The following is a 14832-nucleotide window of genomic DNA, read 5'->3' as shown; positions in this document are numbered from 1 at the left end:
TGGAACATACATTCAATGGACTATCAGCTGCAGGAAGGGTCTATCACATTGCCGGAAGGCTTCCAGGATCGGACAGTCAACATGTTCATCCTTGGCAACAGTATCCCTGCGCCCCTGAATATCACCGTTTCGCGTGACAATCTGTTGTCCGGCGAAGATCTGGGAGCATATATCGAGCGCCAGGTAAAGCTGATTGCATCTAAATTGCGCGGCTACACCATTCTGGGCAAGAAGCCTGCACAACTTTCGTCCAGCCAGCCCCAGGCCGGTATTCAGGTTGATGGTTATTACCTCAAAGACGGTAGACCTATTTATCAACGCCAGGCGGCATTCGAGATTGCGCCTGGGCGCATTCTGGTTTTCTCCACTACCAGCCAGGCCGACTTCAGCGGCAAGCAGAACGACAGTTGGCTAGAGTTGTTGGGCAGCTTCGAGCCTCGCCAAGCCCCTGCCACAGAAAATACAACGCAGGGTTGACCTATGTTCGAAGCCGCGCGGCTGCATGACGAGATTGAACACACCAGTGCCTTGGCAGGGTTTCTTGCGGGTGCGGTGATTGGCTTGGCGATCGCTACAGCGGCTACCTTTACCCTCTGTACCGCCGGGCTGGGTGGTTTTTTGCTGGCAGCAGTCATTGGCATTGGTGCAGGTATGCTGCCGATGCTTGGCGAGAAGCTAGGATCAATGTTCAGTTCACCGGCTGGGCAGATAGAGCTTGCCGGTTGTTCGCCGGATGTGTTCATCAACAACCGCAATGCAGCTCACGCGACATTAAGTACTGCGAAGTGCGACAAACATCCTGCGCCTGTTTTGGTTGCAGAAGGCTCGTCTAACGTATTCATCAATGGTGTCGCCGCATCACGCAAAGGTGACAAACTGACTTGCGGGGCCAAGATTTCCGGCGGCTCGAACAATGTCTTCATTGGCGGCGGCACTGAGCGCTACCTGCCCGTCGATGAAGAAGTGCCGGAATGGCTACGCGTCACGGTCGATATCTTGATGATTGTTGCGTCGATGGGGCGATCAGTGGCTTCGGTTGGTCGCTTGGGGCTGCAGGCCGGTCTCAAGGCTGCTGGCCCGTGCGCGCTTCAAATTGGTGCCACCGTTGCAGCAAGCTATCTCGCCGGGCGCTTCATCATCGGCCCCGCAGTGGAGCGGGCCATTGGTGGCTTGATCGGCAATCCTGTGGACATGACCAACGGCCGCAAGATTCTGCCCAACGAGACAGACTTCGTTCTGCCAGGGTTGATGCCTATCGAATGGTCTCGCTTCTATGCCAGTGACCTCACCGTAGCGAGTGTTCTAGGGCAGGGGTGGATACTGCCTTGGGAGCAGAGCCTGCGTCGTAGCGGCGGTTTTGTCTATCACACGGACAATCAAGGCCGCAGCGTTCCGTTCATCGACCTGGAACCCGGCGAAAGCATCTACAACCCTCATGAGCGCATCCACCTCGTGCGCACCGAGGGTGGGCATTACATCCTGCAGACGCTCGACAACGTCTTCTTTTACTTTGGCGAAGTGCCGAATGACAATACAGGCGTCCCTTTGCAGCGCCTGGAAAATGCGCTGGGCCACTATCTCCACTTCACTCGCAGTGCTGACGGCTGCCTGACGGATATCACTGCGCCAGGTGCCGTGCGTGTCCACTTGCACTACGACAATCCGCTCGGTCGCCTCACCGAGGTCAAGCGGGTGGTCGGTGAGAGCGCCGTCGAAACGCTGGTGCATTACCGGTACGACGATAACGGCCAGCTCACTGAAGTGATCAACCGCAATGGCGATTCGGTCCGCCATTTCGGTTATGCCGAAAATCTCATGACCCGCCACAGCAATGCCCTGGGCCTGCTCTGTGATTACCGTTGGGAAACCTACGAGGGAAAACCGCGCGTTGTCGAGCACTGGACCAGCGACGGCGAGCACTACCACTTCCGTTACGACTTCGCCAAGCGCATCAGCTGGGCGACGGATGTGCTGGGCCGCGAACTGGAAATCCAGTACAACGAGGACAATCGGGTCATCGCTAGCCGCGATTTTGGCGGCGAGCGATATGGCATGGACTTCGACGCTTCCGGCAATCTCGTAGGCATCAAGCTGCCCGATGGCAATCGCCTCGCACTGAAGTACGACGAATTCTCCCGGCTGATCGAGGAAACCGACCCGCTGGGCCGCAAGATCAGCTACAAGCACCACCTTGCCACGCCACTGATCACCGAAACCCGCTTCCCGGACGGCAGCGTGTGGCAGTCGCGTTACGATGACAAAGGCAACCTCATCACCGAAATCGACCCGCTGGGCAACAAAACCCAATACCTCAACAGCGACGACGGCCTGCCGCATACCATCATCGATGCCAACTTCAAGTCCAAGTACCTGTGGTGGAACGCCTACGCTCAGGTCGAGCGCTTCGACGACTGCTCGGGCAAAAGTACCCGATACCGCTACGATGATCGCCAGCACCTGATAGCCGTGACCGATGCGCTGAACCAGACCACGTCGCTGGAGCGCAAACCCGACGGCGAAGTGCTGCGCATCAACCACCCGGACGGCACTACGGAAACCTTCACCTACAACACCCTTGGTCAGGTACTGAGCCACACCGACGGCAAAGGCCAGACCACCCGTTTGCAGCGTACCTCGCGCGGGCTGCCAAGCAGCCGCCAGGACGCCAAGGGTGAGTGGATCCGCTATGAGTACGACAAGGCCCTGCGCCTGACCGCACTGGTCAACGAGAACAGCGCGGCCTACTGCTTTGCCTATGACGCGTCGGACCGGCTAAGCGAGGAAGTGCGGGTGGACAACCTGACCCGGCGTTTCAGCTACAACGTCGGTGGCCATCTCACACGACTGGATGAAATTGGCTATGGCGAGAATGCCGAACGGCCCGAGCGCCATACGCTGTTCGAACGTGATGCCATTGGTCGCCTGACCGCCAAACTGAATAGCGACGCACAACAGCGATTCACCTATGACGACGGTGACCGTTTGCTGAGCATCGAGCGGCAACCGACCGGGATCGGCAAGCAGCTTGGGATCACGGAAGAAAAGCTGGAATACACCTACGATCTGCTCGGTCGGCTGACGAAAGAAATCACCCCTGACGGCACGCTCAGCTACGAGTACGACCCGCTCAGCGACCTGACCACGCTGACCCTGCCGGATGGCCGCAAGGTCAATCACCTGTACTACGGCAGCGGCCACCTGCACCAGCTGAACCTGGATGGTCAGGTGATCAGCGACATGGAGCGCGATGACCTGCACCGCGAGGTGTACCGGACCCAGGGCAAGCTCACCAGTTGCTTCGGTTATGACGCCATGGGGCGCAAGGCCTGGCAGTTTGCCTCGACCTTGCCGGCCGACAAGCTTTCGCAGGTGCACAACACCGGCATCAATACCTCGTTGCTGGTCGAGCACGCCTACAACCCGATCCACCGCCGTTACCAGTACGACCCGGCCGGTGAACTGGTGCGTACCCTCGACAAGCTACGCGGCGAGATTAAGTACGAGTACGAAGCCAACGGCCAATTGCGCAGTCGTGATACCGGCTCGTTGATCGGCAGCGAGGAATTCCGCTACGACCCGGCAGCCAACCGCCTGGACTTCAATGCGCGGCAGTTCGACAAGGTCAAGGACAACCGGATCAAACAGTGGCGGGATCAGGAGTATCGCTACGACCCGTGGGGCAACCTGATCGAGAAGCGCTCGGGGCACAGCAAGCTGCAGAGCTTTAGCTATGACTGCGAGAACCGGCTGGTGCGGGCGGAGACGTTGGTCAATGGCAAGCTGGAAAGCCGAGGCGAGTACCGGTACGACAGCCTTGGGCGGCGGGTGGCCAAGCAGGCTGAAATCAAGAGCGAGGTCGAACAGAAGCGCTTCCTCTGGCAGGGGCTGAGGATGCTGCGGGAGGAAACGCCTGCGAAGAGCATCTTGTACCTGTACGAGCCGGGTAGCTATGCGCCGTTAGCGCGGGTCGATCAAGTTGAAGGGGAAGAGCAGAAGGTCTATTACTTCCATACGGATCAGATTGGTACGCCGTTGGAGTTGACGGACAGTGAGGGCAAGATTGTTTGGCAGGCGACGTATCGGTCTTGGGGTTCGATAGAGCAATTGGTTGTCGATGATGTCGAACAAAATTTACGCTTCCAGGGGCAGTACTCAGATAATGAAACTGGACTGCAATATAATACTTTCAGGTACTACGACCCTGAAATAGGCCGTTTCAATAGCCAAGATCCCATCGGTATATTAGGTGGTTGCAATTTTTACGGCTACGCTAGCAACCCCGTCAGTTGGGTAGATCCATGGGGGCTTTGTGCTGACAAGGACTGGGGCGCTTATTACTCGAGCAGGACGGGTACTCGCCCACCAGTTACCATGGAGAGACCTCATGCTCACCACATAGTATTCAAAGGTGAGTTCGCCCGCTCTCCTGCAATGCAGAAGGCGCTTGAGCGTAGTAGGGCTGTTCTCTCGAAGTATAAGATTGATCCCGTACATGATACATCTGCGATGATGTGGGCTGAAAACCAAGGCCACACCATTGCAAATGCAAGAATGGTAGCTAGTAAGCTGGAGGCTGCAGATAAAGTAATCATGGCGCAAGATATGTCTTTTAGTAAAGCTGTTGCTGCCATGAAAGGCGAGTTGCAAAAAATTGGTGTAGAAGTTTTTGGTGGATGAACAGGAGAGCGCAATGAATTGGCATGCATTAGAGAGCACAGCTTTAACCTTAGTTACGAAAGCTCTGCAAGATTTGAGTGCGGAACATCCGGATGAGCAGTTCTACGCTTGCGCGCTTTATACGGATAGTAGCGCTATGACCATGGCGGTCGCGGTTAATTCCGTTGAGGCACTCGAGGAGAAACTTGAGGGGGAAGGTGAAGAGGAGCGTGAAGAGCTGATGCCCTACTATAAGTGGGCTTCTTCGGAATGGAAATACGAGGGGTGGAAGGGGGAGTATTTCAAAGATGTTTGTAAGGACCTGAGAGAGGCAAGTGATCGAAGCGATATCTCACGTTTTAAAGAAAAGCTGCACTCCCTCATGGTCAATATTTTAAGTTCTCTGCGGAGGGAAGGTTTCTTCACCTCCTTCAAGATTCAGGAGCCAATTCTCTTTGTCACCGTTACGGATGATGATAATGCAGAAGAGCTTGAAAATAAAACAGCTGAACTTCTCAATTCTTCAGAAAAATATAACTATTTTATCAGAAGGTTTGATGGTTGAGCGCTGTTGCTGGGGCGCATAATGGCGGGCGGGCTTCACAAAATCGGGAACATAGTATCGAGCATTAACATTCGGCTTTGAATTTAGTGAGAGCGCTCACGGCCAGCTGAGCGCGGTGATCAACTGCAACGGCGACACCGTGCGCAGCTTCAGCTACGCCGACGGCTTGACGGTGACCCACAGCGACGCGCTGGGGCTGGGCTGCCACTACCGTTGTCAAACCCAGGGCGGCAAGCCGTGAGCCCACCACCGCGTGGTCGCCTGCCGCGACTACGGTGGCGAACTTTACGCCATCGAGCTGGGGGGCGCGACCGACTTCCATAACCTATGACGTGTATCGTCAAGGTGAGAAAATCCTTGAAGGTATTTTTGCGAATTAAAATGACTAAGGGAAAATGTAGTTATGAATCCTCCTAGTGAACTAATAGCCTTCATGAGGGAAATGAACTGCTGGGAGACTGAGTTCTTTGACCAGCGTAAAAAAAACATGGCTCATGGGATAGAAGATTCTCAGCTAAAAGAAAAGTATGCAAAACAACTTGAAGAGATACTTGATAAATATGTCGTTAAGGATAAGTCTAACTATGGGCGGCTTGTAGATCTTGGGTGCACTAAACCTGCCGCTTATGATCCTGCCACTGATGAGTTAGAGGTTTTGGATGGGGGTGGAAAAACGCTGACAATTCAAGTGCGGCAAACTAAAGGTGCTGAAACATGCTCCAAGATGTATTTAGTGTCTAAAGATGGTGTCTGGAGAATAAAGAAAAAAGAAGTTTTAAGTTTTGATGATAAATGGCGCCGCTCGCCACTGTAAAGTTTCGTGCTTTTGGTTTGGTAAGAAGGTTAATTGGTTTTTTGCTGCAAGCTTTTGTTTTTTAACAATTAATATTATGTAGTCGCTTGGAGAGAGCTATCATCTTCTTGCAAATTCTTATTTTGTATGTGATCAGACTGCCGTAACTAATGCGCTGAACCAAACCACGTCGCTGGAGCGCAAACCCGACGGCGAAGTACTGCGCATCAACCACCCGGACGGCACTGCGGAAACCTTCACCTACAACACCCTTGGTCAGGTACTGAGCCACACCGACGGCAAAGGCCAGACCACCCGTTTGCAGCGCACCTCGCGCGGGCTGCCAAGCATTCGCCAGGACGCCAAGGGTGAGTGGATCCGCTATGAGTACGACAAGGCCCTGCGCCTGACCGCACTGGTCAACGAGAACAGCGCGGTTTACCGCTTTGCCTATGACGCGTCGGACCGGCTAAGCGAGGAAGTGCGGGTGGATAACCTGCCCCGGCGTTTCAGCTACAACGTCGGTGGCCATCTCACACGACTGGATGAGATTGGCTATGGCGAAAATGCCGAGCGGCCCGAGCGCCATACGCTGTTCGAGCGTGATGCTATTGGGCGTTTGGTTGCCAAGATCAACCGTGATGCGAGCCAGACATTCGCATACGACGACGGTGACCGGTTGCTGAGCATCGAGCGGCAACCGACCGGGATCGGCAAGCAGCTTGGGATCACGGAAGAAAAGCTGGAATACACCTACGATCTGCTCGGCCGTCTGACCCAAGAAATCACCCCTGACGGCACGCTCGGCTACGAGTACGACCCACTCAGCAACCTGACCACGCTGACCCTGCCGGATGGGCGCAAGGTCAATCACCTGTACTACGGAAGCGGCCACCTGCACCAGCTGAACCTGGATGGCCAGGTCATCAGTGACATGGAGCGCGATGACCTGCACCGTGAGGTGTACCGGACCCAGGGCAAGCTCACCAGTTGCTTCGGTTATGACGCCATGGGGCGCAAGGCCTGGCAGTTTGCCTCGACCTTGCCGGCCGACAAGCTTTCGCAGGTGCACAACACCGGCATCAATACCTCGTTGCTGGTCGAGCACGCCTACAACCCGATCCACCGCCGTTATCAGTACGACCCGGCCGGTGAACTGGTGCGTACCCTCGACAAGCTGCGTGGCGAGATCAAATACGAATACGAAGCCAACGGCCAGTTGCGCAGTCGCGATACCGGCTCGTTGATCGGCAGCGAGGAGTTCCGCTACGACCCGGCAGCCAACCGCTTGGATCTCAATGCGCAGCAGTTTACCAAGGTCAAGGACAACCGGATCAAACAGTGGCGGGACCAGGAATACCGCTACGATCCGTGGGGCAACCTGATCGAGAAACGCTCTGGGCACAGCAAGCTGCAGCACTTCGCCTATGACTGTGAGAATCGGCTGGTGCGGGCGGAGACGTTGGTCAATGGCAAGCTGGAAAGTCAAGGCGAGTACCGTTACGACAGCTTGGGGAGGCGAATAGCCAAGCAGGCTGAAATCAATGGCGAGGTCGAACAGAAGCGCTTCCTCTGGCAGGGGCTGAGGATGCTGCGGGAGGAAACGCCTGCGAAGAGCATCTTGTACCTGTACGAGCCGGGTAGCTATGCGCCGTTGGCGCGGGTCGATCAGGTTGAAGGGGAAGAGCAGAAGGTCTATTACTTCCATACGGACCAGATTGGTACCCCGTTGGAGCTGACCGATAGCGAGGGTGAGATTGTTTGGCAGGCTACTTACCGTTCTTGGGGGGCTGTAGACCAGCTAGCTGTTAGTGAGGTTGAGCAGAACCTTAGATCTCAAGGGCAGTACTTTGATTGTGAAAGCTATTTGCACTACAATACTTTCCGATATTATGACTCCGAAGTAGGAAGATTTACGACCCAAGACCCAATTGGTTTAAGTGGGGGGATTAATTTTTATGGATTTGCCCCTAATCCTAATTCTTGGGTTGACCCGCTTGGGTGGGCATGCTGGACACCGAAAAGTGTAGCGGGCCGGAAAGTTTATCAGCGTAATGATATATTTGATCCGCATCGTGTGGATGAGCTGGGACGTACTAACATACAGAGAATGAAGAAGGGGGACGCGCCTATCGGTAAGGATGGGAAAGAAGTAAATCTTCATCATCTTACCCAAGATGAACCTGGTCCGATGGCTGAGGTTCTAAGCAGTTTCCATTCTAAGCACGACAGGGTGGTGCATATATATTCTAACCAGTGGGATAAAAGTTGGGTGGGAAGTGATGGATTAAGACGTGTTTATAACAGCGCGCCGCCAAGCATGAATCGCGGTCCATTCAATACTTGGAAGAAATCTTATTGGAAAGCCAGAGCCTTGGATTTTTGAGGATATAAAATGAGCTATATAGATATTATAGAATCTGAAATCAACGCCAGCGGGGAAGACCCCGCATACGCAGGGGGGGCATCGGATGAAGCGATAGCAGACTTTGAGAAAGCTCTTGGTGTTAATTTTCCATTATCATATAAACTGTTTTTGAAGAAATATGGTGCGCTGTCGTTTGCGGGTGATACTTACTATGGTATAACCAAGAGCGGTATTGGTGCAACGTCTGTTCCTAACGTGGTTTTTGCCACAAAAAGTGCTAGAGCTGATGGCGATGCAAATGAGTCGATGATTGTAGTGAAAGCTTCTGGCTATGGTCCGATTTATTCCATAGATGTCTCGACTCTCGGAGCTACTGGAGAGCCGGTCATAGTTGAAACTCAGCTTTCGTTCAAGCGAACCAAAGAAAAAAATGTAATTTATCAAAGTTTTGAGGAGTTTTTTGTTGACTCGATTAGGCAAGCGATTAGGGAGCTTTGAGTTGTAGTGAATTTATTTTGGCTGGCTTCTATGTAGGTGTATGTTGGTTGAAAGTTGTCGAATAAGTGGTTTGTAGTTGTATCGTTGCGCAATTTTTATGAGTTGGGGCAAGGTTTGCTATCTTTAGGGCTTAGGTGAAGATGATTAATGTCTTGTCTCAGGTGTCATTTATAAGTGAAGTAGGCATGGATCTGAATATTGGTTTCCTATCCCAATAATAACCTCAGCCAAGTACTGGGTCCCCGCGATGGCAAAGGCCAGGCTACTCGATTGTAGCGTATCTCGCGGGGGCTGCTAAGAGCCGCCAGGACGCCACGAGCGAGTGGCTCCGCTATGAGTACGACAAGGCCTTGCGCCTGACCGCACTGGTCAACGAGAACAGCGCGGCCAACTGCTTTGCCTATGACGCGTCGGACCGGCTAAGCGAGGAAGTGCGGGTGGATAACCTGACCCGGCGTTTCAGCTACAACGTCGGTGGCCATCTCACACGACTGGATGAGATTGGCTATGGCGAAAATGAAGAGCGGCCCGAGCGCTATACGCTGTTCGAGCGTGATGCCATTGGTCGTTTGGTTGCCAAGATCAACCGTGATGCGAGCCAGACATTCGCATACGACGACGGTGACCGTTTGCTGAGCATCGAGCGGCAACCGACCGGGATCGGCAAGCAGCTTGGGATCGCGGAAGAAAAGCTGGAATACACCTACGAGACCTGCACCGCGAGGTGTACCGCACCCAAGGCAAGCTCACCAGTTGCTTTGGCTACGACGCGATGGGGGGCAAGGCCTGGCAGTTTGCGTCGACCCTGCCGTCCGACAAACTCTCGCAGGTGCATAACACCGGTATCAATACCTCGCTGCTGGTGGAGCATGCCTATAACCCGATTCATCGCCGTTATCAGTACGACCCGGCGGGAGAACTGGTGCGAACGCTCGACAAGCTGCGTGGAGAGACCAAATACGAGTACGAGGCCAATGGTCAGTTGCGCAGCCGCGATACCGGCTCGCTGATAGGCAGCGAAGAGTTTCGCTACGACAGCGGAGAACCGCCTGGATTTCAATGCGTGGCAGTTTGCAAAGTTCAAGGACAACCGGATAACGCATTTGCGGGACCAGGAATACCGCTACGACCCGTGGGGCAACCTGATCGAGAAGCGCTCGGGGCATAGCAAGCTGCAGAGTTTTAACTATGACTGCGAGAGCCGGCTGGTGCGGGCGGAGACGTTGGTCAATGGCAAGCTGGAAAGCCGAGGCGAGTACCGGTACGACAGACTTGGGCGGCGGGTGGCCAAGCAGGCGGAAAATAACGGCACCACCGAGCAGAAGCGCTTCCTCTGGCAAGGGCTGAGGATGCTGCGCGAGGAGACGCCTGGGCAGAGCATTCTATACCTGTATGAGCCGGGTAGTTATGCGCCATTGGCGCGAGTCGATCAGATGGAATGGAAAGTGCAGAAGCTTTATTACTTCCATACTGACCAGATTGGTACGCCGTTGGAGTTGACGGATAGCGAGGGTGGGATCGTCTGGCAGGCGACGTATCGGTCTTGGGGGGCGATTGAGCAACTGACGGTCAATGAAGTCGAGCAGAATCTACGGTTCCAGGGCCAGTACTTTGATGTTGAAACGGCGCTTCATTACAATACGTTCCGATATTATGATCCTTAAATTGGACGATTTATTTCTCATGACCCTATAAGCTTGCTCGGTGGTGATAATTTATACATTTTTGCACCTAGTACCACTGGATGGATTGATCCTTGGGGGCTATGCTGTCGAACAGAGTATCTGGGCAGAACTCCGGGCAAATCTAGCAGGACCGGCCGAAAAGTAATTGAAAATATGAGGGGCGAGGGTCGAATTAGAGGTAAAGGTGACTCGATGGAATTTAAAAGCTCAACCGATAAGCATTGGTATCCGGTTCGATAGGCCGATATGGCACATAAGTATGATGCGGTAACATATTGGAATGATAGAGGTGGGTTCTTTGGAGCTAAGTCTAAGGAGGTTGGAAAGTGGATGCTTGATCCGAAGAACTATGAGCTAGAGCATTATTCGTACAACAGGTCGGCAGGTGCAAAATTAAATCAGTTTTGTCGGTCGCCAGATAATATTGTTGGTCCGCACGAAAGTTTTCAGTATTGAGGTGTTTATGAAAGATTTGTCGGAAGTGAACTTGCAGTTGTCTCAAAGAATAGTAGCGGCTATGGAGTCTGGAAATGAACTGCAAGAGAAAGGGGCTTATCAGGCTGCTTTAGAAAAGTACAAAGAAGCGTGGAGTATGCTTCCCGACCCAAAAAAGCAGTGGGATCTTTCCCACTGGATCGGAAAATGCAGTTCCGAGGTCTATTTAAAGCAGCAAGATTATGAAAGTGCGAAGATATGGGCGCTCAAGGCGGTTGAGTCGAAACCACCTCGAGAAACGTCCAGTTTTATTATTCTTGGTGCATGTTTTCTCGGGTTGGGTGAGGAGGGATATGCATTTGACGAAATGAAAAAAGCTTTCGATATGGGCGGCGAAAGAGCATTCAAGGGATTTGATAAAAAATATCTCGCCTTCTTTGCTGGTTTCAAAGGTTAAAGAATGGGATTTTTACCAGATCAGGTTCATGAGGAGATACTGGTTCTTAGTGAACAGGGTGATCTGCTGATGGAAAAAGGTCGATATCCTGATGCTGTCGAAGCGTTCACGGCTGCCTTGGTCAAACTGCCTGAACCCGTCGAGCAGTGGGAGGCGTTCGTTTGGTTGAAGGCCAGTATTGGGGACGCTCTATTTTTTATGCAGGACTATAGTCGGGCCTTGAGCGAGTTTTTTGAAGCTGCCAACGGCCCGGACGGCGCACAGAATGCGTTCGTAATTCTACGTCTAGGCGAGTGTCTATACGAACAAGAAAATTCAGATGCGTTGGATTATTTATGCAAAGCATATTTTTTGGAAGGGGTAGATATTTTCAGGGGCCAAGATAAAAAATACTTTAGCGCCGTTGAATCTGTATTAGGTATGGCATGAATGTAACGTCTGTTTTTTGGGGCTAGATTTTATCATTGTCAACCTATGACGAGTATCGTCAAGGTGAGAAAATCCTTGAAGGTATTTTTGCGAATTAATATGACTAAGGGAAAATTTAGTTATGAATCCTCCTAGTGAACTAGTAGCCTTCATGAGGGAAATGAACTGCTGGGAGACTGAGTTCTTTGACCAGCGTAAAAAAAGCCTGGCTCAGGGGGTAGAAGATTCTCAGCTAAAAGAAAAGTATGCAAATCAACTTGAAGAGATACTTGATAAATATGCCGTTAAGGATAAGTCTAATTATGGGCGACTTGTCGATCTTGGGTGCACTAAGCCGGCCACTTATGATCCTGCGACTGATGAGTTAGAGATTTTGGATGGGGGTGGAAAAGCGCTGACAATTCAAGTGCAGCAAACTAAAGGTGCTGAAACATGCTCTAAGATGTATTTGGTGTCTAAAGATGGTGTCTGGAGAATAAAGAAAAAAGAAGTTTTAAGTTTTGATGATAAATGGCTTCGTTCGCCGCTGTAAGGTTTCGTGTTTTCGGTTTGGCAAGAAAATCGAATTGGTTTATTTGCTGTGTGATTTTGTTTTTTAACAATTAGTAGCATGTAGTCACTTGGAGAGAGCAATCATTTCTTGCAAGTTCTTATTTTTTATGTGATCTGACAACCGTCACTAATGCGCTGAACCAGACCACTTCGCTGGAGCGCAAACCCGACGGCGAAGTGCTGCGCATCAAGCACCCGGACGGCACTGCAGAAACCTTCACCTACAACACCCTTGGTCAGGTACTGAGCCACACCAACGGCAAAGGCCAGACCACCCGTTTGCAGCGTACCTCGCGCGGGCTGCCAAGCAGCCGCCAGGACGCCAAGGGCGAGTGGATCCGCTACTCATACGACAAGGCCCTGCGCCTGACCGTACTGGTCAATATCGTTGATCAAGATTTGTTCAGATTAATTATCGTACTACCTGCTACGTCCACATGGTGAACGGGCCTTAAGCCTACAGGGGGCACGAACAAATTCCGCGTAGCAGCACGCCGAAATTATTAGGCAAGCAGTGCTGAGTGCTGAAGGGCAGACGATTCATCCTGATTTCAGATATCCTGGTAATTGGTGCTCACTCATGATGAACTCAGGTCGGTCTGATGTAATTTATAAACCTGGCACTAAAGACTAAGTTGCCAGCTGAGATATTGGCCCAGGGTAGTGACTCGGTTTATATCAATGGTCAGCCTGCGGCTCGAGTCGGTGATCGGAGAGTTTGTGATGCAAAAATAAGTGCTGGCTCCCCTAATGTGTGTATAGGAGGAGGAACAGCGACGACTGATGCAATTGACCCGGAAGTTCCTGTTTGGCTTGTGCGTTCGGTGGTGGCGTTGGGGCTGGCTAGTGCTTTTGTACTGGCAAGTCCAGTGTTGGTGATGGCGGGGTTGGCAGGTGGTATTGCTGGCGGAATGGCTGGACATTGGGCTGGCGGCGAGCTTTTTGGTGAGGGCTCTGATGGCCAGAAGCTGATGGCGTTTGGTGGGGCTCTGTTAGGAGGTGGGCTAGGCGCGAAAGGCGGAAAAGCATTTGACGCCCGATATGAGATCCGGTCTCATGGTTTCGGTTCTAACCTCGGGAATGTTAAAGTTGTTAGACGGGTTGCATCTCCACTTACACCTGAGAAAGGAGTATCTCCACAGCTTTACCAGAAGTTGCGAGCGAAGACGCCCAGCAGAGAAATCCAGACGATGGTGAATAAGGATGTTGTATTACCCATGAAGGATCCAGCGCTGCCGGCCTGGAAGTTACAAAGCCGCTGCATGCTGATCATATCGTCCCGATGAAGACGATTACAGAAGTGAAAGGATTTGATAAATTGACATTGAATAGCAAGTCGAGAAATTGAATTACAAGCCCAATTTTCATGGGTTGAGTGAAACTGCTAATACCTCGCGCGTCGCTAAAACCTACTCAGAATGGACTCAGTATAAAAAAGGTGGAGTAGATGTTGATCCTGGTTTCAGAAGTAGTATGATGGATCGAGCGATGAAATTGGAAGTTTGGTTGCAAGAAATGATATCTGGTGTCTTGTAGGAGAAATTAAATGATTGCTCTTGATGATATTTTGCAAGATCTCAGTGTTGAATTTTCTGGCCGTAAGTTGTGCTTTGAACTCAAAGACATTCCTCAAGATGTCGTCTTGCCCGCAAGTTGGGAGGGTTTTGGTCTTGGTCTTGCGCCTGTATATCCTGAAGGTTGGAATTCATTTTTAAATGAGTTTCCAACAACGCTCGCGCTGTTCAAGGACTGCCTGCTGGGCACCGTATTATTGATAGATGCTGAGATTGAAATGGTGTATGTCTTTCATGATGGCGCCAGTTTCTACTATTATGTAGGAGGGAGGCCTGTGGAAAGGGCTGAGGCTGGGGAATTCAAGCACCTTCCCAGTAGGCTTCAAGATTTTTATCGTGAAGTGCATGATGGGTACACTTTCTTTCCAGCGCGCTCAATGGGGCCGCAATGCCTTAGTGACCAGTCACGTGTTTCCGACTTAGTTGATGAGGAGGACGACTCTTTTGCTGATAAGTGGATTACGGTATTCTCGAATGGCGCCGGAGACTATGTCGCGGTAGAGGCCGACAAGCAAGATGATACGGAAGGCTTGATATGGTGGCATGAAGATCCTGTGACTCCAGAAATGGGGATTGATATTTTTGAAGTTATGGATGCATGGATGGCAATATTCCTAGAGGATACTAAGTCTCGTAATGAGTTGATAGTTAAATTTCATTGATTATTGTTAATTATGGCGATGCTGAGGTGTTGATTGAACTACTGGCTTCGCCCCGTTTTCAATGTGCCGTGATTTTTCTTGCTTGCCGAAGCCAGGGTTGACATTGGCTACGGCTCGAACAGAGAGTGCCGTAAGGCCGCAGTCTGTTCGCGCGCGCC

12 protein-coding genes and 3 pseudogenes are annotated in these 14832 nt (G+C 51.8%); all 15 read left to right on the top strand.

Annotated elements, in window-relative coordinates; genetic code table 11:
- The first annotated feature begins 15 nt into the window (after nt 1-15).
- The gene (locus REH59_RS15810; RefSeq protein WP_014861443.1) at nt 16-477 is read left to right on the top strand and encodes a DcrB-related protein; all 462 of its coding nucleotides are present in this window, start codon (nt 16-18) and stop codon (nt 475-477) included.
- Between the two features lie 3 nt (nt 478-480).
- A complete protein-coding gene (locus tag REH59_RS15805) occupies nt 481-4677 on the top strand; it encodes an RHS repeat-associated core domain-containing protein (RefSeq protein WP_320450324.1) in 4197 nt (1398 codons plus the stop codon).
- A gap of 13 nt (nt 4678-4690) precedes the next feature.
- Entirely contained in the window at nt 4691-5221 is a 531-nt protein-coding gene (locus REH59_RS15800) for a DUF4303 domain-containing protein (protein WP_231138372.1), read from the top strand.
- A 115-nt stretch (nt 5222-5336) separates the two neighbouring features.
- Nucleotides 5337-5462 (top strand): hypothetical protein, encoded by a 126-nt coding sequence (locus REH59_RS15795; protein WP_014756626.1) that lies wholly within the window; start codon nt 5337-5339, stop codon nt 5460-5462.
- Between the two features lie 162 nt (nt 5463-5624).
- The gene (locus tag REH59_RS15790) at nt 5625-6035 is read left to right on the top strand and encodes an NTF2 fold immunity protein (RefSeq protein WP_320450323.1); all 411 of its coding nucleotides are present in this window, start codon (nt 5625-5627) and stop codon (nt 6033-6035) included.
- 139 nt (nt 6036-6174) lie between these two features.
- A pseudogene (locus REH59_RS15785) lies at nt 6175-8025 on the top strand (RHS repeat-associated core domain-containing protein); the annotation flags it as partial.
- Between the two features lie 99 nt (nt 8026-8124).
- Complete coding sequence (locus REH59_RS28795) at nt 8125-8400, top strand: HNH/ENDO VII family nuclease (protein ID WP_240459597.1); 276 nt, start codon at nt 8125-8127, stop codon at nt 8398-8400.
- Between the two features lie 9 nt (nt 8401-8409).
- On the top strand, nt 8410-8880 hold the full coding sequence (locus REH59_RS15780; RefSeq protein ID WP_121783545.1) for an SMI1/KNR4 family protein: 471 nt from the start codon (nt 8410-8412) through the stop codon (nt 8878-8880).
- A 216-nt stretch (nt 8881-9096) separates the two neighbouring features.
- Nucleotides 9097-10661 (top strand): annotated as a pseudogene (locus REH59_RS15775) (RHS repeat-associated core domain-containing protein); the annotation flags it as partial.
- A 367-nt stretch (nt 10662-11028) separates the two neighbouring features.
- On the top strand, nt 11029-11457 hold the full coding sequence (locus REH59_RS15765; protein ID WP_014861437.1) for a hypothetical protein: 429 nt from the start codon (nt 11029-11031) through the stop codon (nt 11455-11457).
- Between the two features lie 3 nt (nt 11458-11460).
- Nucleotides 11461-11886 carry a tetratricopeptide repeat protein gene (locus REH59_RS15760; RefSeq protein ID WP_014861436.1) on the top strand — a complete coding sequence of 142 codons (426 nt, stop codon included), beginning with the start codon at nt 11461-11463 and terminating at the stop codon, nt 11884-11886.
- Nucleotides 11887-12007: 121 nt separating this feature from the next.
- Nucleotides 12008-12418 (top strand): NTF2 fold immunity protein, encoded by a 411-nt coding sequence (locus tag REH59_RS15755; RefSeq protein WP_240459517.1) that lies wholly within the window; start codon nt 12008-12010, stop codon nt 12416-12418.
- A gap of 134 nt (nt 12419-12552) precedes the next feature.
- A pseudogene (locus REH59_RS15750) lies at nt 12553-12822 on the top strand (hypothetical protein); the annotation flags it as partial.
- A gap of 266 nt (nt 12823-13088) precedes the next feature.
- On the top strand, nt 13089-13724 hold the full coding sequence (locus REH59_RS15745) for a PAAR domain-containing protein (RefSeq protein ID WP_320450322.1): 636 nt from the start codon (nt 13089-13091) through the stop codon (nt 13722-13724).
- Between the two features lie 260 nt (nt 13725-13984).
- Nucleotides 13985-14674, top strand: a complete 690-nt coding sequence (locus REH59_RS15740; RefSeq protein WP_014861434.1) for a hypothetical protein — start codon at nt 13985-13987, stop codon at nt 14672-14674.
- Nucleotides 14675-14832 lie beyond the last annotated feature (158 nt).

Source organism: Pseudomonas sp. BO3-4, assembly GCF_034044115.1.
GTDB classification, from domain to species: Bacteria; Pseudomonadota; Gammaproteobacteria; order Pseudomonadales; family Pseudomonadaceae; genus Aquipseudomonas; species Aquipseudomonas alloputida.
The sequence above is the reverse complement of the archived record's forward strand: the minus strand, read 5'-3'. Positions and strand labels throughout refer to the sequence as shown.

What these genes read in the sequence shown, in the direction of transcription:
- REH59_RS28795 (WP_240459597.1), top strand. Translation starts at nt 8,125, where the DNA reads ATGAAGAAGGGGGACGCGCCTATCGGTAAGGATGGGAAAGAAGTAAAT.
- REH59_RS15800 (WP_231138372.1), top strand. Translation starts at nt 4,691, where the DNA reads ATGAATTGGCATGCATTAGAGAGCACAGCTTTAACCTTAGTTACGAAA.
- REH59_RS15805 (WP_320450324.1), top strand. Translation starts at nt 481, where the DNA reads ATGTTCGAAGCCGCGCGGCTGCATGACGAGATTGAACACACCAGTGCC.
- REH59_RS15765 (WP_014861437.1), top strand. Translation starts at nt 11,029, where the DNA reads ATGAAAGATTTGTCGGAAGTGAACTTGCAGTTGTCTCAAAGAATAGTA.
- REH59_RS15790 (WP_320450323.1), top strand. Translation starts at nt 5,625, where the DNA reads ATGAATCCTCCTAGTGAACTAATAGCCTTCATGAGGGAAATGAACTGC.
- REH59_RS15780 (WP_121783545.1), top strand. Translation starts at nt 8,410, where the DNA reads ATGAGCTATATAGATATTATAGAATCTGAAATCAACGCCAGCGGGGAA.
- REH59_RS15740 (WP_014861434.1), top strand. Translation starts at nt 13,985, where the DNA reads ATGATTGCTCTTGATGATATTTTGCAAGATCTCAGTGTTGAATTTTCT.
- REH59_RS15810 (WP_014861443.1), top strand. Translation starts at nt 16, where the DNA reads ATGGACTATCAGCTGCAGGAAGGGTCTATCACATTGCCGGAAGGCTTC.
- REH59_RS15760 (WP_014861436.1), top strand. Translation starts at nt 11,461, where the DNA reads ATGGGATTTTTACCAGATCAGGTTCATGAGGAGATACTGGTTCTTAGT.
- REH59_RS15755 (WP_240459517.1), top strand. Translation starts at nt 12,008, where the DNA reads ATGAATCCTCCTAGTGAACTAGTAGCCTTCATGAGGGAAATGAACTGC.